The organism is Streptomyces sp. NPDC028289 (assembly GCF_055565975.1).
This window is the reverse complement of record NZ_JBVHTI010000002.1, coordinates 1,047,913-1,070,008: the sequence shown is the minus strand read 5'-3', so window position 1 is coordinate 1,070,008 and position 22,096 is coordinate 1,047,913. Positions and strand designations below refer to the sequence as shown.

At 72.6% G+C, this 22,096-nt stretch carries 19 protein-coding genes and 1 pseudogene; 9 read left to right on the top strand and 11 right to left on the bottom strand.

Annotated features, from left to right (window positions below; translation table 11 throughout):
- Window positions 1-149 precede the first annotated feature (149 nt).
- Entirely contained in the window at window positions 150-605 is a 456-nt protein-coding gene (locus ACZ4UV_RS12730) for a hypothetical protein (protein WP_451016736.1), read from the bottom strand.
- A gap of 92 nt (window positions 606-697) precedes the next feature.
- Window positions 698-1,633, bottom strand: coding sequence for a hypothetical protein (locus ACZ4UV_RS12725; RefSeq protein WP_451016737.1), 936 nt, complete (start codon window positions 1,631-1,633; stop codon window positions 698-700).
- A 397-nt stretch (window positions 1,634-2,030) separates the two neighbouring features.
- Between ACZ4UV_RS12725 and ACZ4UV_RS12720 the strand changes: the two genes are divergently transcribed.
- The 4 genes from ACZ4UV_RS12720 (at window position 2,031) to ACZ4UV_RS12705 (ending at window position 7,710) form a co-directional block, all read left to right on the top strand.
- Window positions 2,031-5,081: an AfsR/SARP family transcriptional regulator gene (locus tag ACZ4UV_RS12720; protein ID WP_451016738.1), complete on the top strand. Its 3,051-nt coding sequence runs from the start codon at window positions 2,031-2,033 to the stop codon at window positions 5,079-5,081.
- 141 nt (window positions 5,082-5,222) lie between these two features.
- Window positions 5,223-5,888 carry a M15 family metallopeptidase gene (locus ACZ4UV_RS12715; RefSeq protein ID WP_451016739.1) on the top strand — a complete coding sequence of 222 codons (666 nt, stop codon included), beginning with the start codon at window positions 5,223-5,225 and terminating at the stop codon, window positions 5,886-5,888.
- Between the two features lie 49 nt (window positions 5,889-5,937).
- Window positions 5,938-6,486, top strand: coding sequence for an RNA polymerase sigma factor (locus ACZ4UV_RS12710; RefSeq protein ID WP_467837709.1), 549 nt, complete (start codon window positions 5,938-5,940; stop codon window positions 6,484-6,486).
- 147 nt (window positions 6,487-6,633) lie between these two features.
- On the top strand, window positions 6,634-7,710 hold the full coding sequence (locus tag ACZ4UV_RS12705) for a C40 family peptidase (protein ID WP_467837943.1): 1,077 nt from the start codon (window positions 6,634-6,636) through the stop codon (window positions 7,708-7,710).
- 51 nt (window positions 7,711-7,761) lie between these two features.
- Here ACZ4UV_RS12705 and ACZ4UV_RS12700 read toward each other — a convergent pair whose 3' ends face one another.
- On the bottom strand, window positions 7,762-8,340 hold the full coding sequence (locus ACZ4UV_RS12700) for a PadR family transcriptional regulator (RefSeq protein ID WP_451016741.1): 579 nt from the start codon (window positions 8,338-8,340) through the stop codon (window positions 7,762-7,764).
- Window positions 8,341-8,394: 54 nt separating this feature from the next.
- Here ACZ4UV_RS12700 and ACZ4UV_RS12695 point away from each other — a divergent pair, with 54 nt between their 5' ends.
- Window positions 8,395-8,790, top strand: a complete 396-nt coding sequence (locus ACZ4UV_RS12695) for a nuclear transport factor 2 family protein (RefSeq protein ID WP_451016742.1) — start codon at window positions 8,395-8,397, stop codon at window positions 8,788-8,790.
- Between the two features lie 41 nt (window positions 8,791-8,831).
- Here ACZ4UV_RS12695 and ACZ4UV_RS12690 read toward each other — a convergent pair whose 3' ends face one another.
- A complete protein-coding gene (locus ACZ4UV_RS12690; RefSeq protein ID WP_451016743.1) occupies window positions 8,832-9,272 on the bottom strand; it encodes a pyridoxamine 5'-phosphate oxidase family protein in 441 nt (146 codons plus the stop codon).
- Between the two features lie 315 nt (window positions 9,273-9,587).
- Here ACZ4UV_RS12690 and ACZ4UV_RS12685 point away from each other — a divergent pair, with 315 nt between their 5' ends.
- Window positions 9,588-9,968: an STAS domain-containing protein gene (locus ACZ4UV_RS12685; protein WP_467837706.1), complete on the top strand. Its 381-nt coding sequence runs from the start codon at window positions 9,588-9,590 to the stop codon at window positions 9,966-9,968.
- A 27-nt stretch (window positions 9,969-9,995) separates the two neighbouring features.
- Here ACZ4UV_RS12685 and ACZ4UV_RS12680 read toward each other — a convergent pair whose 3' ends face one another.
- A complete protein-coding gene (locus ACZ4UV_RS12680) occupies window positions 9,996-12,380 on the bottom strand; it encodes a phosphoketolase family protein (RefSeq protein WP_451016745.1) in 2,385 nt (794 codons plus the stop codon).
- 41 nt (window positions 12,381-12,421) lie between these two features.
- Here ACZ4UV_RS12680 and ppk2 point away from each other — a divergent pair, with 41 nt between their 5' ends.
- The 3 genes from ppk2 to ACZ4UV_RS12665 all read left to right on the top strand — a co-directional run bounded on the left by ppk2 (window position 12,422) and on the right by ACZ4UV_RS12665 (window position 15,904).
- On the top strand, window positions 12,422-13,225 hold the full coding sequence (gene ppk2 / locus ACZ4UV_RS12675; RefSeq protein ID WP_390037119.1) for a polyphosphate kinase 2: 804 nt from the start codon (window positions 12,422-12,424) through the stop codon (window positions 13,223-13,225).
- Window positions 13,226-13,550: 325 nt separating this feature from the next.
- Window positions 13,551-15,272, top strand: coding sequence for a SulP family inorganic anion transporter (locus tag ACZ4UV_RS12670; RefSeq protein ID WP_467837703.1), 1,722 nt, complete (start codon window positions 13,551-13,553; stop codon window positions 15,270-15,272).
- A 167-nt stretch (window positions 15,273-15,439) separates the two neighbouring features.
- The gene (locus ACZ4UV_RS12665; RefSeq protein ID WP_451016747.1) at window positions 15,440-15,904 is read left to right on the top strand and encodes a Crp/Fnr family transcriptional regulator; all 465 of its coding nucleotides are present in this window, start codon (window positions 15,440-15,442) and stop codon (window positions 15,902-15,904) included.
- A gap of 72 nt (window positions 15,905-15,976) precedes the next feature.
- On the opposite strand, the gene ACZ4UV_RS12660 is transcribed toward ACZ4UV_RS12665, so the two are convergent.
- From ACZ4UV_RS12660 to ACZ4UV_RS12635, 6 genes and pseudogenes are all read right to left on the bottom strand, one after another.
- Window positions 15,977-17,542 carry an MFS transporter gene (locus ACZ4UV_RS12660; protein WP_451016748.1) on the bottom strand — a complete coding sequence of 522 codons (1,566 nt, stop codon included), beginning with the start codon at window positions 17,540-17,542 and terminating at the stop codon, window positions 15,977-15,979.
- A 56-nt stretch (window positions 17,543-17,598) separates the two neighbouring features.
- A complete protein-coding gene (locus tag ACZ4UV_RS12655; protein ID WP_467837700.1) occupies window positions 17,599-18,951 on the bottom strand; it encodes an alpha/beta fold hydrolase in 1,353 nt (450 codons plus the stop codon).
- Window positions 18,952-19,105: 154 nt separating this feature from the next.
- A complete protein-coding gene (locus tag ACZ4UV_RS12650; RefSeq protein WP_451016750.1) occupies window positions 19,106-19,954 on the bottom strand; it encodes a PaaX family transcriptional regulator in 849 nt (282 codons plus the stop codon).
- 526 nt (window positions 19,955-20,480) lie between these two features.
- Window positions 20,481-20,639 (bottom strand): annotated as a pseudogene (locus ACZ4UV_RS12645) (MFS transporter); the annotation flags it as partial.
- 239 nt (window positions 20,640-20,878) lie between these two features.
- Complete coding sequence (locus ACZ4UV_RS12640; RefSeq protein WP_467837698.1) at window positions 20,879-21,748, bottom strand: helix-turn-helix transcriptional regulator; 870 nt, start codon at window positions 21,746-21,748, stop codon at window positions 20,879-20,881.
- A gap of 56 nt (window positions 21,749-21,804) precedes the next feature.
- On the bottom strand, window positions 21,805-22,020 hold the full coding sequence (locus tag ACZ4UV_RS12635) for a MoaF-related domain-containing protein (RefSeq protein ID WP_467837696.1): 216 nt from the start codon (window positions 22,018-22,020) through the stop codon (window positions 21,805-21,807).
- Window positions 22,021-22,096 lie beyond the last annotated feature (76 nt).

Here is a 22,096-nt window from a genome sequence, read left to right as displayed (position 1 = left end):
TGTGCGCGGGTGCGAGTGTTCCAAGGGCATCGAACGTCAGGGAAGGGTCCGGTGGCGCGGATGTGAAACTCGGCGGTACGGGAGGTAGGTGGTCGGTAAGGAGACGGAGCCGGCCGCGACGGGGGGTGACCGCGGCCGGCCGCCCGGGGTCAGCTGATGAAGGAGCCCGCGGCGCAGGCGCTCTCCGTCACCCACTGGTGGGACATGATGTTGTCGTTCATGGGGTGGCCGTCGGTGAAGTGGTCGCGGGTGAGGTCGTCCACGTAGAGCTCGCCCGGCTTCAGGCAGCCGTAGCCGCCCTCGTAGTTGGCGTAGTAGTAGAAGGCCACGACGTCCTTGCCGCCGACGTAGCCGCTGTTCATCACGGAGGAGGCGACGTTGCCGACGCCCTGGAAGCCGCCGGCGTTGTCGGCCCAGCTGGCGTCGTTGCCCGCGCTGACGCCGAGCAGGCCGCCCGCGCAGTCCCAGTCCCGCCAGGCCCGCACGTTGCCGTCGCGGCCCGGCCACGCCGCGTTGCAGCCGGCGGAGGCGTGGGCGGTCGCCGGCACGGCGAAGCCGACGGCGGCGAGGGCCAGCGTGGTGAGGGCGAGGGTCATTTTGCGCATGATGAATCCCGTTCTGCCTCGTCGGAGGCGGTCGGTGTGGGAAGGGCCGCGGCGGGCGCCGCGGAGTCATGGGGCCGTGGCAGGTGGTGGTGTCAGGTGCGGGCGGGCACGATCCGCTCGGCGCGCTCCAGCGCCCTGAGGCGCGCCTGCCGGTAGGCGTCCAGCCGGTCGCCGTACTCGCCGTCCAGCTGGGCCAGGTAGTGGGCCTCGCGTTCCTGGCCCACGGACTCGAGGGAGACCTCGCGGGCGCAGGTGGCGTCGGCGACCGCGATCCGGGTCTCGGCGGCGAAGCTCCCGGCCTCCTCCGCCCGGGTCTGGACCGCGGGGTGCTCCCGGGTGGCCTGCCGGGCCGCGTCCGGGTCCGGGTAGGGGTGGCCGGCCCGCTCCATGCAGGCGGACCACGCGTGCACGGCCGCGGTGAACCGCCGGTCGTGCAGCAGCTTGCCGACGTACAGCGGGCGCAGGTTGCTCGCCGTCGTGTCGAGTCGGAACCAGGTCTGCGGATCGCCGTACAGCTGCCGCTCCGCCTCGCCGTCGCAGCCGCCGGTCTGCTTGCTGACCGTGCCGCCGCCCGGGACGTCGGTGCGCAGCACTTCGGCGTGCCGGCCGCCGTCGAGAGCGGTGTCGTACGCGGCCTTCCGCGCGGGGGCGAGGCCCTTGCGGTAGGCGCTGTTGGGGTTGCGCAGCCGGGCGCGGTCCTCCTTCGCCGTGATCCGGCTGCCGTATCCGTAGGTGCGGGCCCAGCGCACGTCGTCCTGGACGTAGCCGAGCGGCCTGCTCTCGGCCAGGCTCAGCGGGCGGTCCGTCCAGTAGCGGAACCCGTGGCGGGCCATGCACCGGGCGACCAGACGCTGTTCGGCGTCCGAGACCCGCAGGTCCTCCGCGTAGGTGAGGTCGCGGACCCGGTGGGCGGCGACGGGGGCCGAGCCGTCGCCGGACGCCCGGGAGCAGCCGGTGAGGGCGAGCGCGGCCACGGCGGCGACGGCGCTCAGCCGCACGGTCCTTCGGCGGAAGGCGGTGCGCTTCATCGGGCGGCTCCTTGGGCGTACGGCGAACGGCTCGGTGCTTACGGGCCGTTGACGCCGCCGGCAGGGCGTTCGTATGACATGCCGCCGCGGAGAATCTCCGGCGCCGCGGACATCGCGGCGGATCCGGGTGCGCGGTCATACGCGGGCCGGCCGCCGGCCGTCTCCCGCACAGGGGGCTCTATGGCCACCCACAGAAACCAGCCAACTGCGGCAGGAGGGAGAACGGCTCCCGCGGCGCCGACGGGGCCCGTCCCCGTTCGGCACACCGGGCCTCGCGGCGGTTCCGTCCGGCCGGTGGGACGGAACGGTTCCGGACACGACGGCCCGGTAGTCGGCCTGCCCCGACGGTGGCCGCCGATATCGTTGTCGGCATTCGCGGGGCGGCGATCGGGGACCGATGTTCGAAGTACGTCTGCTCGGCCCGGTGGAGGTCTGGGAGGGCGGCAGGCGGGCCCCGCTCGGTGGCTCCCGGCCGCTGGCCGTCCTCGCCGCGCTCGTCGTCCACCTCGGCGAGGTGATCTCCACCGAGCGTCTGGTGGACTTCGTCTGGGACGAGGAGGCACCGGCCACCGCGGGCGCCCTGGTCGCCACCCATGTCTCCGCCGTACGCCGGGCCCTGGCCCGGGTCGGCACGGCCGAGGTGGTCCGCACCCGGCCCCCGGGCTATGTCGCCGAGCTCGCTCCGGACCGGGTCGACGCCCGCCGCTTCGAGGAACTCCTCGCGGCCGGGCGGTCCCTGGGGCGTACGGAGGAGGCCGCCGACGTGCTCACCGAGGCGCTGGGGCTGTGGCGGGGCCGGGAGGCCCTGGAGGGACTCGGCCAGTCGTTCGCCCGGATCGAGGCGGCCAGGCTCGCGGAACTGCGGCTGGTGGCCGAGGAGGAGTCCTTCGCGCTGGCCCTGGACCTGGACCGCGCCGACGGCGCCATCGCGCCACTGCTCGCCCACGTGGCCGCGCATCCGCTGCGGGAGCGGCCGCGCGGCCAGCTGATGACCGCCCTGTTCCGCACCGGCCGGGTCTCCGACGCCCTGCGCGTCTACCAGGAGGGCCGGTCGGTGCTCCGCGACGAGCTGGGCATCGACCCGGGGCCCGAGCTGCGGGCGGTGCACCAGGCCGTCCTCACCCATGACACCGGTGTGCTGGGGACCGGGCGGGCCGCCCGGCCGCCGGTACCGGCTCCCCGGAGCGGGCGGCCCCGCCCCGCTCCCTCCCATCTCCCGCCCGACATCGCCGACTTCGTGGGCCGGGCCGAGCAGGTCAAGTGGGCGACGGAGCTGGTGCGGGGCGTCGGCGACAGCGGCCGGACCGCACCGCCGATCGGGGTGATCTCCGGGCGCTCGGGCATCGGCAAGACCGCCCTCGCGGTGCATGTCGGCCACCGCACCGCCGACCTCTTCCCGGACGGCCGTCTCTTCGTGGACCTGCGGGCCGCCGACACCACCCCGCTGGAACCCGCCGACGCACTGGCCCGGCTGCTGCGGGCGATGGGCGTCGACCCCGACACGCTGCCCTCCGGCGTCGAGGAGCTGACCGGCCTGTACCGCACCCACATCGGGCACCGGCGGACCCTGATCGTCCTGGACAACGCGGCCGGTGAGGCGCACCTGCGGCCCCTGCTGCCGCCGGGCCCCGGTGCCGCGGTGCTGGTCACCAGCCGCCGCCGGCTGGTGGCGCTGGAGGGCGCCGCCCATCTGGACCTCGCCGTCCCGGACGAGGCCGAGGCCCTCGACCTGCTCCGCCGGGTGGCCGGTGCGGGACGCACCTGGGCGGAGCCCGAGCAGGCCGCCGAGATCGTCACCCTGTGCGGGCGGCTGCCGCTGGCGGTGCGGATCGCCGGTGCCCGCCTCGCCGCCCGCCCGCACTGGGCACCCGGCCGGCTCGTCGTCCGGCTGCGCGACGAGCGCCGCCGCCTCAACGAACTCAGCGCCGGGGACCTGGAGTTGCGCGCCAGCCTGGAGCTGGGCTACTCGGACCTCGCCCCGCAGGAACGCCGGGCCCTGCGCCGCCTCGCCCTGCTGGACCTGCCCGACTTCGCGGCGTGGATCGCCGCTCCGCTGCTCGACATAGCGACGGAGGAGGCCGAGGAGGCCGTCGAGCGGCTGGTGGACTGCCACTTCATCGACGTGGTCGGTGTGGACGGCACCGGCCTCGCCCGCTACCGCATCCACGACCTGGCCCGCGAACACGCCCGCGAGCGCTGCCTCGTCGAGGAGAGCGCCGAGGACCGCACGGCCGCGGTGCTGCGGCTGGCGGCGAGCTGGCTGGACCTCGCCCGCAAGGCCGCCGCCCGGGGCCCCGGCGGCGCCACCCGCCACTTCCCCGAACCGGCCGCCGTCCGCCCGCTCGGCCCGGAGACCGAGGAGGCGGTCCTCGCCCGGCCCGCCGCCTGGTTCGCCGCCGAGCAGGCCGGGCTGCTGGCCGCCGTGACGCACTGCGCCGACCACGGCATGGCCCGCACCGCGCGTGATCTCGCCGGGGCGCTGATCGCGAGTTCCGCCGCGCTGTACAACCAGTTCGACGCCTGGTCCCGAGCGCACACGGCGGCCATGGCGGCGGTGCGGCGCGGCGGTGATGTGGAGGGCGAGGCCTGGCTCCTGGCCGGGCTCGGTCAACTCCGGTACGAACAAGACCGGTTCGAGGACTCCTACGCCTACTTCGCGGACGCCTTGCGGCTGTTCGGGGAGCGGCTGCCGGACGGGGCGGCCGTGGCCCTCGCCGGGATGGGCACCGCCCGCCGCGAACAGGCTCGCTATCCCGAGGCGTTGGAGCTGCTGGAGGCCGCGCTGGAGCGGTACGGCGACACGGGCGACGCCGGTGCCCGGGCGGGCGTGCTGTACGGCATCGGCTACGTGCACCGCGAGCAGGGGCGCGGCCCGCAGGCCCGGGCGGCGCTGTCCGGGGCCCTCGCGCTGTACCGGGCGGCGGCCGACCTGCACGGCGAGGGGCTCACCCTGCGCTCGCTGGCCCTGTGCGACCGGGCCGAGGGCCGGTACGCGGATGCCGAACGGCTCTTCCTCGACGCGCTGCGGATCTTCACCGGCCTGCACGACACCTTCGGCGTGATGTACACCGAACAGGCGCTGGCCAAGGTGGAGTTGCGTACCGGTCGGCCGGCGGAGGCGGGCCGGCGGCTGATGCGCTGCCTGACCGTGGCCCGGGAGCGCCAGGACCGGTTCGGCGAGGCGCTGGTGCTGCGCACGCTCGGGGAGCTGCGCCTGGCGGCCGGTGACACCGACGCGGCCCGGGAGCCGCTGGAGCTGGCGGCGGCCCTCTGGGCGGAGTTGGGGCTGCCGCTGTGGCGGGCCCGCACGGTGTGGGACCTGGCCGGGGTGTGGTCGGCGGACGGCGAGGTGGAACGGGCGCGGGCGGCGCGGGCGGAAGCGCTGGAGGTGTTCCGGTCGGTGGGCGGACGAGAGGCCTGGGAGCGGGCGGGCGACGAGACGCCGTAGCCGCGTCGCGGCCGCGCGGGCGCATGGCCGCGTCCCGGCCGCGCGGGCGCGTAGCGCCGGATCCGCGCTGCAGAAGGGCTGGTGACGCGCTTGCAGGGAAGCTGCAGAGCAATTGCAGGGGCCCCGGGCAGTCTGTTCTGCGTGACGGACATCATCACGCTCTCCGACTCCCGGGTCGCCGAGGTCACCGAGCAGGAGTGCGGTGACCCGCTGGTCGACCTGCGGGAGACACCCGGCCTGCGGATCGACCCGAGGCAGGCCGACGCCGACGGCAGCTACGCGCACCTGCGCCTCGGGGCGCTGCGCCGGCTGCTCCAGGCGCAGTCGCTGCTGCCCGCCGGGATCCGGTTCCTGGTGGTCGAGGGGTACCGGCCGCCCGACCTGCAGCGCCGCTACTTCGAGCAGTACGCGGCGACCCTGCGCGCGGCCCACCCCGAGGCCGGTCCGGACCGGATCCGCGAGCTGGCCAGCGCCTACATCTCGCCGCCCGAGGTGGCCCCGCACGTGAGCGGCGGGGCGGTGGACCTGACCCTGTGCACCGCCGACGGCACCGAGCTGCCGCTGGGCACGGAGGTCAACGCCACCCCGGAGGAGAGCGCGGGCGCCTGCCGCACCGGGGCACCGAACGTCGGCGCCGAGGCGCGCGCCCATCGCGCGTCGATGAGCCGGGCACTGACCACGGCCGGCTTCGTCAACTACCCGACGGAGTGGTGGCACTGGTCCTACGGCGACCGGTACTGGGCCCTGCTGAGCGGGGCACCGGCCGCCCGCTACGGGCCCGCCGCCGCACCCGTCCGGCCCGCCTGACCGACGGACCGGACACCTCTCTCAGACCGAAGACCAACGGGGGACGACCATGGAAAGCCACGGCGGCACGTGTACGCAGGTCCGGCGCGACGAGGTGAACGGCGTCGCCGAGTCCGTGAGCCCGGGAGAGTTCGACGCCTCCTTCACCGCCGACATGCCCAGACTGCGCAGACGGCTGCTCGCCCTGACCGGCAACCCGCACGACGCCGACGACCTCCTCCAGGAGACGTATCTGCGGCTCTCCCGGCGGGCCCGCGCCCGGAACCTGACGCCGCAGCAGCATCCGTACGCCTACACCTGCACGGTCGCGCTGAACCTGCTGCGCGACTCCTGGCTGCACCCCTCCCGCCGGGAGCGCACCACCGACCGGCTGCCGGAGGCCGGCTGGGACGGCGGACTCGGCACGTACGAGGCCTCGGCCACCGCCCTCGCGCTGCTGAGCGTGCTCTCGCCGAAGGAGGCGGCCGCGGTGATCCTCGTCGATCTGGAGGGGCTCACCCACGACACGGCCGGGGAACGGCTCGGCGCCCATCGCGGCACCGTCCAGCGCAACCGGATGCGGGCGCTGGCGAAGATGCGCGCGGCGCTGGCCGGCTGAGCTCCGGGTGCCGCGCCCCGACGGGGGTGGGGCGCGGCATCCGGTGGATCCGCCCGACCCCCGCACCCGGCTCCACGTCGACGAAGGATGTAGACCTTGAACCTCACCACGCCTGCCAGGACGTTCGCGGTGGTCGCTGCTCTGGCCATGGCTCCGCTGCTGCCCGTCACCGCGCAGGCCGCCGCCCAGGACACCTCGTGCGGGGTGCTGGCCTCCGGCGCCTCGGCCACCGCGCAGGCCGCCGTCCAGGCTGCCTGCTCCCAGATCGGCGTCTGGTACAGCTGGGGCGGCGGCCACGGCGCCACTCCCGGTGCCACGTACGGCTACTACGACGGCTCCGACCCGGACAGCCTGCACGACAACGAGCGCATGGGCTTCGACTGTTCGGGCCTGATGCGGTACGCGTACTACCGGGCGACCGGCACGGACCTGCTCAACGGCACCGCCGACGACCAGTTCCACAGCTCCCAGGCCTCGGCCCGCTTCTCGGCGGGCCAGGGCACGGCTCCGCTGGTCCCCGGTGACCTGATGTTCTGGGGCAGCGGGTACATCCACCACGTCGCCATGTACCTGGGCGCGGGGCAGATGGTCGAGGCGTACGAGTCGGGCACCCACATCCGGATGACCCCGGTCCGCACGGGCGGCGACTACGCGGGCGCGATCCGCATCAACCCGTCCGGCACGCCGGTGCCGCCGCCGGCGAACGGCGGTTCGACGTTCCAGACCTGGGGCACGGAGGTGCACACGCACTCCTCGCCGAGCGAGCACGCCTCGGTGGTCGACACCTTCGCCGGTCCCACGCAGGTCTCCGTCCAGTGCCAGGAGCACGCGGAGGAGGTGAGCGCCGAGGGCTACACCAACGACATCTGGGCCAGGCTGGCCGACGGCTCCTGGATGACCAACATCTACATCAAGGGTCCCGCCGAGCTGCCCGGCATCCCGGACTGCGGCGGCGACAACCCGACGCCGCCGAGCGGGGGCAGCACGGCGTTCCAGACCTGGGGCACGGGCGTGCGCACGCACAGCGAGCCCAACGTGAACGCCGGTGTCGTCGACTACTTCGCCCAGCCGACGACGGTCAACGTGGTGTGCCAGACGCACGCCCAGCGGGTCACCGCCGAGGGGTACGTCAACGACGCCTGGTCCAAGCTGACCAACGGCGCGTGGATGACGAACATCTACATCAAGGGCCCGGCCTGGCTGCCGGGGGTCGCCACCTGCTGATCCGAACCCGGCTGCGGGGTGCCCGACGGGACAGGCCCCCCGCAGCCACACCTATTCACTTTGTTGGCCATGTCGAGCCGCCCGCTGCTCCAGCCTCCGCAGGGCCAGGTCCCCCCACTGGAGGTTCTCCCGCTCGAAGGACATCCCGCGCAGCAGGGTGAGATACGGGCCGACGCGGTCCGCCTCGGCGAAGTACGCCTCCTCGGACCGGCCGGCGAGGAGGCGCTGCCGGATCCGCTCGTAGCGGGCGAGTTTGGCAGTGGCCCACTCCATGCGCTCGGCGACGGCCGTACGGACCGCCTCGATGTCACCGGCGTCCGCGCACTGCACCTTGACCAGCAGCTCGTCGCGGACCACCGCGGGCCGACCGGGGGGCTCGGACGTGTAGGCGCGTACCGCCTCGCGGCCGGCGTCCGTCAGCGAGAACAGTCGCTTGTTGGGCCTGCGCTCCTGCTCGACGACGCGGGCGGCGACCAGTCCGTCCGCCTCCATGCGCTCCAGTTCGCGGTAGAGCTGCTGGGGCGTCGCCGTCCAGAAGTTGGCGACCGTCGCGTCGAACCCCTTCGCGAGGTCGTACCCGGAGGCCTCTCCCTCCAGGAGGGCGGCCATCAGCGCATTCCGCAGAGCCATGGGAGCACGCTAGCATCTACCTACTCAATTTTTTGACTAGATGAGGTGGGCTCCATGCATCCCTTCCGCAAGGCCGTCGAGAGCGGTGACATGGACGCCGTGGCCGCCCTGCTGGCCGACGACGTCGTCTTCACCAGCCCGGTCGCCTTCAAGCCGTATCCGGGCAAGGCGATCACGGCCGCGATCCTGCGCGCGGTGTCGCAGGTGTTCGAGGACTTCGCCTACGTACGGGAGATCGCGAACCCGGACGGCCGCGACCACGCCTTCGTGTTCACGGCCAAGGTCGCCGGCAAGCAACTCCAGGGCTGCGACTTCCTGCACTTCGACGAGGCCGGGAAGATCGACGAGTTCACCGTGATGGTGCGCCCGCTGTCGGCCGCGCAGGCGCTGTCCGAGGCGATGGGCGCCCGGTTCGAGCAGATCGCCCAGGAGGCCGCCGCCGCGCAGTGACCCGGGCGGGGCGCGGCGGCCCCGGCTCCGGTGTCGCCCGGTCAGGGGAGGGGGTCCAGGCCGTAGCGGGTGCGGCCGCCGGTCAGTTCCCGTCCGGTGACCAGTTCCGGCTCGATGCGGACGAAGACCTCCCGCGGGGACGGAACCCAGGACCTGGGGCCGTCCCGGACGAGCCGCGCGTGCTCGCCGGAGTCCCTGACCACAGCCGCGCGGCCGGTCACGACGACGCTCCAGCCGGCCTGCGCGACGGCGTCGACCTCGTCGACCTCGAACGCGACGACCGAACCGTCGACGGCCCGCACCAGCTCCGAGGCCTCGGACGTGCGCATGACCACCGCTCCGTCGCGGTCCAGAGCGAAGTTGACCGGCAGCACGGCCGGCAGTGCCCCGCGCGTGTGGACGATACGGCCGACCGGCACCCCGCCGAGCAGCCGCAGGCACTCCCGCCGGTCGAGTTCACGGAATCCGTCGTTGGCATACATCGGCCGTCTCGTCTCTCAGCTCTCCCACGACGGCGTCCACGCGTACGACGACGCCGGCGGGCTCCTTGATGATCCGCTGCGGGACGGCCGGCAGGCAGGCCCCAGGTGGACGCCGGGAGCTCGCCGGTGTCGCCCCGCCCGTCCACTTTGTCCCGGCCCGGCGGGGTCCGCTTGGGCCGTTCGGCCCCCATCGGCCGCCGGACGGGCCCTCCGGGCCGGCGCCCCGCAAGACGGGCCGTTCGGGCCCGCCGCCGGGACGTCAAGGGGGCCGAACGGCCCTTCCGCGCGACCCGCCGGCTGGTCTTCGCTCTTTCCATGGCCGACAACCACTCGAGGTCCGCGACGTACCGCACGACCCGTACCGACGGGGGCACGACCGTCGTCACCCTGCACGGCGACCTCGACCTCCTGGCGGTTCCGGTTCTCTGCGCGGCCCTCGACCACCTGACGTCCGGTACGGAGCCCGATCTGGTGCTCGACCTGAGCCCCGTCTCGTTCATCGACTGCACCGGCCTCGGTCTCCTGTGCCGGGCCCGCAACCGGGTCCGGTACCGCGTCGGCAGACTGCGCCTGGTGACGCCGGAGGACGACTTCCGCCGGCTGCTGCGCACCACGGGGCTGGGCGACGCCTTCGAGCTGTATCCCGGCCTCCCCGAGGCCCTCGCCGGCACGGGCGCCTCCGGAGCGGTCGCCTGACCAGGACGGGACGGGGAGCAGGGACGTTCAGCCGTTCCAGGTCCAGTCGGCGACCTCGGGCAGGTCGGTGCCGTGCTCGCGGATCCAGGCCTGGTGGCGGGTGCGGGCGTCGGCCATCTGCTGGCGTACGGCCGCGGCGCGGACGGCGAGGCCGGGAACACGGTCGATGACGTCCATGACCAGCCGGTAGCGGTCCAGGTCGTTGCGGACGACCATGTCGAACGGCGTGGTGGTGGTCCCCGACTCCTTGTAGCCGCGCACGTGCAGGTGCGGGTGGCCGGTACGGCGGTAGGCGAGGCGGTGGATCAGCCAGGGGTAGCCGTGGTAGGCGAAGATCACCGGCTTGTCGGTGGTGAACAGCCCGTCGTACTCGAAGTCGGTCATCCCGTGCGGGTGTTCGTCCTTCGGGAGCAGCCTCGTCATGTCGACGACGTTCACCACCCGCACGGCCAGCTGCGGCAGCTGCCGGCGCAGCAGCTGGGCGGCGGCGAGCACCTCCTGGGTGGGCACGTCACCGGCACACGCGAGCACGACGTCGGGCTCGCGGGTGCCGTTCTCGGTGCCGGCCCACTCCCAGATCCCGGCGCCGCGCGCGCAGTGCACGCGGGCCTGGTCCATCGAGAGCCAGTCGAAGCAGGGCTGCTTGCCGGCCACGATGACGTTGACGTAGTCCCGGCTGCGCAGCGCGTGGTCGGCGACGGACAGCAGGGTGTTGGCGTCCGGCGGGAGGTAGACACGGACGACCTCGGGGCTCTTGTTGAGGACGTGGTCGACGAACCCGGGGTCCTGGTGCGAGAAGCCGTTGTGGTCCTGGCGCCAGACGTGGGACGTGAGCAGGTAGTTGAGGGAGGCGACGGGCGCCCGCCACGCCAGCTCCCTGGAGGTCTTCAGCCACTTGATGTGCTGGTTGACCATCGAGTCGACGATGTGCACGAACGCCTCGTAGCAGGAGAACAGTCCGTGCCGGCCGGTGAGGAGATAGCCCTCCAGCCAGCCCTGGCAGGTGTGTTCGGAGAGGATCTCCATCACCCGGCCGTGCCGGTCCAGGTGCTCGTCGACCGGCAGCAGCCCGGCCTGCCAGGCCTTGCCACTGGCGCCGTAGACGGCCTGCAGCCGGTTGGACGCGGTCTCGTCCGGGCCGACCAGCCGGAAGTCCCGGCGCGCCCCGGTGTCCTTCATGACCTGCGCGAGGAGGTCGCCGAGCACCCGCGTGGGTTCGTGCAGGGCCGTCCCCGGCTTGTCGACGGGGACGGCGAACTCGTCGAGGTCGGCCAGGGGCAGGTCGCGGACGAGCAGCCCTCCGTTGGCGTACGGCGACGCGCCCAGCCGCCGTGCTCCCTCCGGGACACAGGCGAGCACGTCGGCGACCGGCCGCCCGTCGGAGGTGAAGAGCTCGTCGGGCCGGTACGACCGCAGCCACGCCTCCAGCTGCCGCAGGTGCTCCGGATTCTCCCGGACGCCGGCCAGTGGCACCTGGTGGGCCCGCCAGGTGCCCTCGACGGGGACGCCGTCCACCTCGGCCGGACCGGTCCACCCCTTCGGCGTACGCAGCACGATGACCGGCCAGTGCACGCGCTCGGCGACCCCCTCCTCGCGTGCCGACCGCTGCATCACCGCGATCCGGTCCAGCGCGTCGTCCATCGCCGCCGCCATGGCCCGGTGGACCTCGTGCGGGTCGTCGCCCGTGACGTGGATCGGCTCGTGGCCGTAGCCGCGCAGCAGTTCGTCGAGTTCGGACTCGGGGAGGCGGGCCAGCACGGTCGGGTTGGCGATCTTGTAGCCGTTGAGGTGCAGGATCGGCAGGACCGCGCCGTCGTGGACCGGGTCGAGGAACTTGTTCGAGTGCCAGGAGGCGGCCAGCGGCCCGGTCTCCGCCTCGCCGTCGCCGATCACACAGGCGACCAGCAGGTCCGGGTTGTCGAGGGCCGCGCCGTAGGCGTGGGAGAGGGAGTAGCCCAGCTCACCGCCCTCGTGGATGGAACCGGGCGTCTCGGGAGCCACGTGGCTGGGCACCCCGCCCGGGAAGGAGAACTGCCGGAACAGCCGGCCCATCCCGGCCGCGTCCCGGGGAACATCGGGGTAGGTCTCGCTGTAGCTGCCCTCCAGCCAGGAGTTGGCCAGCACGGACGGGCCGCCGTGGCCCGGCCCCCACACGCACAGCGCGTCGAGGCCGCGTGCCCTGATCACCCGGTTGAGGTGGGTGTACACGAGGTTCAGGCCCGGCGAGGTACCCCAGTGGCCCAGCAGCCGGGGCTTGATGTGCTCGGGCCGCAGCGGTTCGGTGAGCAGCGGGTTGGACATCAGGTAGATCTGGCCCGCCGCCAGGTAGTTGGCGGCACGCCAGTGCGCGTCCAGGGTGCGCAGTTCCTCGTCGGACAGTACGGTGGCGTCCTGGTGTTCGACCTTGGACATCGGATGGCTCCATGGGTAGGTCATCGGGCGGTGGAGGCGGCATGGCCGGCAAACAGGCGGCGGAGCTGCCGCGCAAGGTGTACGAGGCGGAACTGCTGCGGTTGCAGACCGAGTTGGTGAAGCTGCAGGAGTGGGTGCGGGCCACGGGTGCACGTCTTGTAGTGATCTTCGAGGGACGGGACGCGGCCGGCAAAGGCGGGACGATCAAACGGGTGACCGAGCACCTCAATCCGCGGATCGCCCGGATCGCGGCGCTGCCGAAGCCCACCGAGCGCGAGCGCACCCAGTGGTACTTCCAGCGGTACGCGGAGCATCTCCCGGCGGCCGGGGAGATCGTGCTGTTCGACCGGTCCTGGTACAACCGGGCCGGCGTCGAGCACGTGATGGGTTTCTGTACGCGGGAGGAGTACCAGCTCTTCCTGAGGCACTGTCCGATCTTCGAACGGATGCTGGTCGAGTCCGGGATCCTGCTGCGCAAGTACTGGTTCTCGGTGAGCGACACCGAGCAGCAGGACCGGTTCCGCAAGCGTCTGGACGATCCGCTGCGGCGCTGGAAGCTCTCGCCGATGGACCTGGAGTCGATCACCCACTGGGAGGCCTACTCCCGGGCGAAGGACGAGATGCTCGTCCACACGGACGTCACCGACGCGCCCTGGTACGTCGTGGAGAGCGACGACAAGCGCCGGGCCCGGCTGAACATGATGGCCCACCTGCTGTCGACCGTGCCCTACCACGACGTGCCGCCGCCGGTGCTGGAACTCCCGAAGCGGCCGCCGTCGACCGGCTACGAACGCCCGCCGAGGGATCTGCAGACCTACGTGCCCGACCACGCGGCGAGCCTCTGAGAGAGTAGGCCGCCGGCCGGTACCGGCGGGCGGGACTCGGCCCGCCGGCCGGGTCCTGCGGTGGCGGTGCGAAGCACGATCTTCTCCTCCTGGGCCGTGGGCCCCGCGAGACTCCTTCGGCGGAACCGGCTCCAGCATCGCGTCCGGGGGGTGCGCAGAGCAGGGGCCACTGGTCCCGGACCGGGGCCGCTCGGCCCATGCCCGGGGCCGGGCGGCACGGCCGACGGCATCGGGCCGGCCCCCGGGCGCCGGACCCCGAAGGCCGGTACCGACGGATTCCGGGACACCGGACGCACATTCCGGGACACCGGACGGAAGGCGGCGCATGACCCACGGCAGGGGCGGACACCCGGGGTGGCACCGGCTCGTGCCCGGACTCGTCTCGCTGCTCGGCTACCGGCGCGCCTGGCTGAAGGGCGACCTGCTGGCCGGGGTGACCGTCGCCGCGTACCTGGTGCCGCAGGTCATGGCCTACGCCGGGGTGGCCGGGCTGCCCCCCGTCGCCGGCCTGTGGGCGATCCTGCCCGCCCTGGCCCTGTACACGGTGTTCGGCTCCTCGCGGCTGCTGTCGGTCGGCCCGGAGTCGACGACCGCCCTGATGACGGCCACCGTGGTCGCCCCGCTCGCCGCCGGCGATCCCGGCCGGTACGCCGTGCTGGCGGCCGGCCTGGCCGCCACCGTCGGACTGCTCTGCCTGGTCGCGCGGGCGGTCCGCCTGGGATTCCTGGCGGACCTGCTCTCCCGCCCCGTCCTGATCGGCTACCTGGCCGGGGTCGCCCTGAACATGGTCGTGGACCAGCTGCCCAAACTCACCGGAGTACCGGGGACGGGAACCGAGTTCTTCCCCCAACTCTGGTCGTTCTTCACCCACCTGGGCGAAGCACATGCGGCGACCGTGGTCTTCTCGGCGACGACGCTCGTCTTCCTCCTCGTCGTCACGCGGTACTTCCCGGTGCTGCCCGGCCCGCTGCTGACCGTGGTCCTGGGCACGGCGGCGGTGGTGGCGTTCGGCCTCGACGGCCGTTACGGCATCAGGGTCATCGGCACCGTCCCGGCGGGCCTGCCCGGCCTCGCCGTGCCCGACCCGACCGAGCTGCCGCGCCTGGTCCTTCCCGCGCTCGGGGTCCTCCTGGTGGCGTACACGGACTTCATCCTCACCGCCCGCGCGTTCGCCGGCCGCGGCCCCGACGAGGGTCCCGGGCTCGACGCCGACCAGGAGTTCCTGGCCCTCGGCGCGGCCAACCTCGGCGCGAGCGCCCTGCACGGCTTCCCGGTGAGCAGCAGCGCCAGCCGCACCGCCCTGGCCACCTCGGCGGGGGCCCGCAGCCAGGCGTACTCGCTGGTCGCCGGCGCCCTCGTCCTCGCGGTCCTGCTCTTCCTCAGCCCCCTCCTCACCCGGACGCCCGCCGCGGTGCTCGGCGCCCTGGTCGTCTACGCGGCGACCCGCATGACCGGCCTGGCCGGTTTCCGCCGCCTGGCCGCCTTCCGCCGCCGCGAACTGCTCCTCGCGCTCGGCTGCCTGGCCGGGGTCCTCGCCCTGGACATCCTGTACGGCGTGCTGGTCGCCGTCGGCCTGTCGGTGGCCGAACTGCTGACCCGGGTGGCCCGCCCGCACGACGCTGTCGAGGGCCTGGTACCCGGCGTGGCCGGTATGCACGACATCGACGACTACCCCACCGCCCGCACGATCCCCGGTCTCCTGGTCTACCGCTACGACTCGCCCCTGTTCTTCGCCAACGCCGAGAACTTCCACCGCCGCGCCCTGGCCGCCGTCGACGAACAGACGACGCCCGTCCGCTGGTTCGTCCTCAACATGGAGGCAAACGTGGAGGTCGACATCACCGCCCTCGACGCGGTGGACGCCCTGCGCCGCGAACTGACCGCGCGCGACGTCGTGTTCGCCCTCGCCCGGGTGAAGCAGGACCTGCTGGACAGCCTGGAGGCGTACGGCCTCGCGGACACGGTCGGCCACGACCGCATCTTCCCGACCCTGCCGACGACGGTGACGGCGTACCGCGCGTGGCTGGCGACACGGCCGGGCCGGTAGGACGGGGACCGGGCACGGCTGCGCGGGGCGGGGAGCGGGCCGTCCGGTCCGGGGCCGTACCGAAGGTCCCGGGCCGAGGGACCGCCCGGCCCATGGCGGGCCCGGCCCCGGCACCGCATGCTGGCCGTGGTGGCCCGTACCCACGTCCCCGTCCCGGGAGGCATGCCATGAACACCCCGTCGACCCCCGGCACGCTGCGCGTCCTGCCCGCCGACCGGCAGCGGCAGCTGATGCGGCACGCCCGGGAGGTGGCCTTCCCGCAGGGCACGCGGCTCTTCGAGGAAGGCGGTCACGCCGACCGGTTCTGGATCATCCGCACCGGCCGCGTCGAACTCGACATGCACGTCCCGGGCCGCCGTGCGGCCGTCATAGAGAGCCTCGGGCACAACGAGCTCATCGGCTGGTCGTGGCTGTTCGCACCCCCCGTCTGGCACCTGGGCGCCGAGGCCACCACGCCGGTACGCGCCTACGAGTTCGACGCCGCGACCGTCCTGGCCCTGTGCCAGGAGGATCCGGAGCTGGGCAACGCGATGAGCCAGTGGGTGGGCCAGGTGCTCGCGCACCGCCTGCGCGCGGCCCGCAAACGGCTGCTGGACCTGTACGCCCCGTACGGCGCCGGCGCGAACGTCTGACGCCGGCCGCCGGGCCTGGCGGTGGGGTCCCCATCTCGAGACCTCAGGTCTGTGTGTTCGGCTCGTTCCCTGCTACTGCTCTGAGGACTCGTCATGTGGAGCGGCTCGGCCGCGGAGCGTCACGAGGCTCAGCAGCGCTGAGAACAGTGCGGCCGAGCCACAGACGACGAAGCCGATCGAGTAGCCGTGGCCGAGCGCGTCCAGGGCGAGAGGGTGCAGGTCGGCCAGTTTCGGTGACGCCGCCGAGGCACCGTTCACCGCGAGTGGGCCGCCCTCTTCCAGCACGGCCGTGCCGGCGCCCTTGAGTGCCTGCGGCAGCGCGGAGTCGTGCAGGGAGTCGGAGAAGCTGCTCGCCGCGCGGCTCAGGGCCACGGCGCCGATGACGGCCGGGCCGAGGGTGAAGCCGAAGTCCCGCAGCAGGTTGGTGGTGGCGCTCGCCATGCCGGCCAGGTGCAGGGGAACGGTGTTGACGGCCGTCGCCGTGATCGACGAGACGGTGATCGCGAAGCCCAGGCCGACCAGACCGAGCGGCAGGATCAGCGAGGTGAAGGCGCTGTCGGTGATCGGCAGCGTGGCCGCCCAGTAGTCGCCCGCCGCGATCAGCAGCAGCCCCGCACCGAGCAGGAGCCCCGGTGCCACCGTTCTCAGCAGCCGTTCCGTCAGCGGCAGCATCGCCAAGGTGATGCCGTTGAGCAGGACGAAGGCCAGGGCCGTCCGCATCGGGGCCTGGTCCTGCACCGGGCCGAGCCGGATGCTCACGGAGTAGGCGGTGCCCAGAAAGGCGAACATCCCCACCACGGCCACGACGGAGGCCACCGCGAAGGCGCGGTTGCGGAACAGGTCCAGGCGAAGGAGCGGGGACTTCGCACGCCTCTCGGCCAGGACGAAGGCGGCGAGGAAGACGGCCGCCAGGACGAAGGCGGCGATGATCGAGGGCGAGGCCCATCCGTCCGTGGGGCCCTGGATGATGGCGTAGAGCAGGGAGAACAAGCCGAGACCGATGGTCAGTTGGCCCGCCACGTCCAGCGAGCGTCCCTCAGGCGCGCTGGAGTTGACGACGAACAGGGCGCTGACGGCGGCACTCACCGCGGCGATGGCGGTGACCACGACGAAGGACCACCGCCACGAGCCGTAGGTGGCGGTGATGCCCCCGAGCAGGGGCGCGAGGAACCCGCCGGTGGAGAGCAGGGCCGCCCACATCGCGATGACCCGGGCCCGCTGCGCGGGCGAGGTGGTGCCGGCGGCCAGGATGGCCAGCGAGGTCGGGAACAGCGCGGCGGCACCCAGGCCCGACAGGGCCTGTCCGGCCCAGAGCTGGTGGACGCCGGAGGCGGTGGCGCTGACCAGCTCGCCCACGGCGAGCAGCGAAGCGCCGCCTATCAGCAGCCGCTTGCGGCCGAAGAGATCGCCGAGCAGGCCGAAAGTCAGCTCCAGTACGGCGACCGGCAGCAGGAAGGCGTCGGAGATCCAGGTGAGCTGCGAGCCGACCGGATGCAGGTCGGACTGGAACAGCCCGTTGAGCGTGGCCGGAATGGCCAGGCCGATCTGGGCGAGGCAGACGGCGAGGAGACCGGCGACCAGGGTGCCGGTGGTCAGACCGCGGCCGACCTCGGTTCTGGCGGATGGTTCGGTCGTCATTGACACGGGGGCTCCTGAGGTGAGCGGGTTCGGGACGGGGAGAGGACGCTTGGGGATCAGCGGGTACCGGTCAGACGATTCGGCCGGTAGTCGGTGAAGGCGGCGCCGCCGAGGTCCAGTTCGTCGGCGCTCTGCTGGAGTTCGGCGGGGGTGGCGGAGTTGTCCCAGTGCCCGGTGTCCAGGCGGTGCTCCACGGCGTGCAGCCCGGCGACCACTTCGGCGGTGGTGAAGTTGCAGTGGCTCTGGCGTGCCACATAGGCCTGCCGCAGCAGCGCGGAGTCGCCGGCCCTGCGCACCCGCCCGGCGAAGGCCGTCTCCTGCTCGACGGGCACCAGTTGGTCGGCGGTGGTGTGGATGTCGAGCAGCGGCACGGCCAGTCCCTGTCCGGCCGTGGAGGTCCGCTTCAGACGGGCCACCGCGGCCGGGTCGGCCGATATGTCCGCACCGCGGGTGAGCCGGTTCAGGTCCGTCCGCAGGTCGAGCCCGGCGTCGCGGTAGAGCGCCTTGATCTGCTGGGCATGGCTGGACTTGTGCAGCAGGCCGGCGTAGTCGACGCCCTTGTTCCAGGATGTGTTGCCGCCGGCGGACTGCTCCACCGACCAGCGCGCCGGGACGATGAACCCGAGCAGGCCCTGGGCCAGCCATGCGTACTGCTGCTCCTCCTGGCCCGCGAAGTCGTCACGCGCGGGCGGCTGTTGCCCCGGAGCCCAGTCGGCCAGGTTGAGGAAGGCGGCGGCCAGGGCGATACGGGCACGCCCCGTGGAGGACTGCTGTGCCGTTTCCACAGCCTTGGTGAGCCGGTCGGCGAGGGCTGCGCCGTCGGCCTGGCTGTCCAGGTTCACGAGCTTGTCGGCGTCGGCGGGGTCGAAGAAGGTGGCCAGTGTGTACTCGGCGTCCAGCTGGTAGTTGTCCAGATCCACGCCGCCCGCGACCAGGCCGCACAGGCCGAGCGAGCCGTCGACACGTCCCGCGCCGTCGCGGGCGATCTGGGCGTTGATGAGGCCGCCCATGGACTGACCTACGGAGATGGTCCGGGTGGGCGTGCCGACCTGTCGGCGGAAGGCGGTGAGCGCCGCGAACTGATCCCGCTCTGCCGAGTCGAGTGCCCACATCGAGCCGTTCGGGTCGTAGGAGGAGCCGACGAGGGCGTAGCCGGCGTCGAGCAGGGCCTGGCGCGCCGCGGCCGACGGGGCGTCGGCAGCGGTGGTCGGTCCGAAGCCGTGGCTGAACAGCAGCAGGCTGCCGTTCCACTGCGCGGGTTTGTCCGCGATCCAGGTGGCGCCGTCGGACAGGGTGCCGGAGTAGTGATCGGCGGTGGTGGCCTGGGCGCCGGTCGCCGGCCCGATCAGGGAGGCCGCGAAGGCGGTCGCACAGGCGGCGGCGAGGGTCGAGAAACGGGGTCGGGGCATGGCGGCGGCTCCGCGAGTCGGGGGGGAGGACCGAGTGAGGGCGCGAGCTGGAAGAGCGCTGCGAATGTAGGGCTCTTTTTTCATTGCCGTCAATGGCATGCCCAATATTGAGGCAGGTGACCCCGCGTCCGGATGCGCGAGGCCTGGGTGCGGATCAGCCCAGCGGCAGGATGTCGAGCAGTCGGGCGGCCACACGCGCGGCCGGGCGCTCCCAGCGGCCGGCCAGACCACGGAAGACGGTCTCCGCCTCGGCGGCGGGCCAGTCCCCCGGAAGGTGCTCGGCGGGCAGATGCGGGTCGCGTCGCACCAGGTCCAGCCAGTCGGTGTGGAGCAGGAGCTGGCCTGCGAGTTCGTCACCGGAGACCGCCGCGGGAAGCGGGTCGGTACGGTCCCAGCGCTCCAGGAACGCCCGGTACCGGGCACCGATGGCCGGCACGTCGAAGGCCTGCTCCAGCACCTCGCGGACATCGGTCGGCGACTCCACCTCCGCCCGGAACACCCGCAGGTACGGTTCCAGGCCGAGATCCGCCACCATCTCGCGCACGTCGACACGCGCCGGTGCCACCCACAGGCCGCTCTGCAGGGGGCCGAAGCCCGCCCAGATCAGCCGGGAGCGCAGGTCGTGCCGTTCACGACTCCACGCCTCGGGCAGCGAGAAGCCCACCATCGTCCACCGGCCGTCCCAGTCCCGGTTCACCGCACCGGTGCGCCAGATGCGGTCCCTGCCGTCCGCCAGCACCTGGACGGCATGCGGAGTCAGCCCGAAGTAGGCCTTCCGGCCCTGACGATGACGCTCCAGCAGGCCGCGTTTGACCATCCGGTTCAAGGTGGTCCGCACCGCCTCCTCCGTACTGCCCGACCTTCCGAGAGCAGCGATCACGCTGCCCGACGACACGGCGATGGGCCGCCCCAGTACATGGGCACCGAAGAACGTCAGCATCAGGGACTGGGTACGCGGCTCGGGACCGCTCTCCGCGACGGCATCGGCACTGGTCATCGGCACAGCCTAGGCCCGGAGCGGGTGCACACCGTTTCCCGCGTGGCAAAAAATGTCATTTTTGTGACCGCGGTCGAAAGATTGCCGTGTGATGGCGATCGGTGGACGCAGACGGAAGGCGCGGGGAGAGCTGTTCGGCGGGCGTCAGGTGTCCGGCCGGTTGCCGGCGCCCCCGAGGAGCCCGTCTCCGTCAACGTCTTCACGCTGATCATGGGACGCCGGTCGATCGCCGGTCCGCCATCGGCGGCATCGCCGAGACCCAGGCGGTGCTCGACTTCTGCACCGCGCACGGCTTCGGCGCCGAGATCGAGGTGATCGGCGCCGACCAGATCAACGATTCACCCCCGGTCCCGAACCCCGACAGCCTCAGATATCGACTTCCTCGGCACACGTCGGCAGGCCCATGAAAGGCGTTCTCGGCTTTCCGCCGTGGAATCACATCAAGTTCCGCGAGTTCCCGCAGAGTCAGGGCCACATGCGGAAAATCCGTTCACGCTTCTGTTCTCCATCGTGTCCATTGTGCGAGAAGCACACCGATGGAGGGCAGGGCGATGCCGACCATGGAGACGTCGAGGCCGTCGAGGAACAGCACCAGCCAGAGCACGGCGAGGACGGCCCACAGGCGGGCGGTCCAGCGCGGCTCGGAGGCGGCCGAGGACGGCGTCCCGGGGCGGGACCGGGTCAGGGACATGGGGGGTGGATCTCTTTCCCGGCACATGAGCAGACAGGTCGGACGCCTCGGCGCTGAGGAACCGGTCGGAAGAGGGCCGGACCGGGGGCGGGGACGTGCGGCGCGGTCGGCCTGGTGACGAGCGTGCCAGGAGTTGCCGTACCCGAAGAAGGGAGAGCCTCGTCCCAGGCACGGGGTGCGTAGGAGAAAAGGCTCCCCCTTTGAGGGGAATAGCTTGTGAGGGGAACAGCCGGCGGGCGTCAGGCGGAGCTGCTCCTGGCCGTGTGGCTCGGGTCCGCGGCCCAGGAGGCCAGCAGGCGCAGGCTGTCGTGGGTGGGTGTGCCGGATTCGGCGGTCCAGACGATGATCTGCGGGTCGGGGTCGGCGGCCCAGGTGACGGCGTTCCAGTCGAGATGCAGGTCCCCGACGACGGGGTGGCGCAGGTGCTTGCTGCCGGTGTCCCGGACGGCGACGTGGTGGGCGCCCCACCATTGCCGGAACTGGTCGTCCCGGACCGAGAGTTCACCCACCAGAGCGGCGAGCTGCGCGTCCCCGGGGTTGTTCGTGTTGTGCATCCGCATCTGGGCGATGGCGAGCCGGGTGACGCCCTCCCAGTCCGCGTACAGCTCGCGCATCGTGGGATCGGTGATGAGCAGCCTGATGTAGTAGCGCTGCTTCTCGGGGATCTTTCCGAAGTCGGTGACCAGGGCGGCGCCCATGGCGTTCCAGGCGACGATCTCGGTGCGCGGTCCGATGACGAAGGCGGGGGTGTGCGCCATGTCGTCGAGCATGCGCTGCAACTGCGGCTGGGCCTTGGGGCGCGGCCGGCGGCGGGGCGGACGGAACTCCTCCTTGGCCGCGAGTTCGTACAGATAGGCACGCTGGTCGTCGTCCAGGCGCAGGACTCGGGACAGGGATTCCAGTACGGACGGCGAGGGCTGGATGCGGCCCTGTTCGAGGCGGGCGTAGTAGTCGGTGCTGATGGCCGCCAGTACGGCGATCTCCTCACGGCGCAGACCCGCGACGCGCCGCGGGCCGCCGTCGGGCAGTCCGACGGCGGCCGGGTCGAGCTCGGCACGGCGCGCCTTGAGGAATTCCCCCAGATCATGGCGGTGAGGATCGTGGCTCATGCCCTCACCTTGGCACCGGAGTGCGGCACTGTCAGGGGGAGGGATCTCTCCCTGGTTCAGCGGACGCGGCTCCACTGGCCGTGCAGCTGGACGAACTGGCCGCCGATGACGGAGCTGGCCATGCAGGTGCCCTCGGTGTAGTCCTCGATGTGCGTGACGTGGTCACCGGCGTCGGGCTCGGTCCAGCGCACGACGAAGAGGCCGTCGCGGAGCTGGGTGGTGGTGTACTCCATCGTCTGCTTCCGGCCCTTGGAGGAATTCCCCCAGATCATGGCGGTGAGGATCGTGGCTCATGCCCTCACCTTGGCACCGGAGTGCGGCACTGTCAGGGGGAGGGATCTCTCCCTG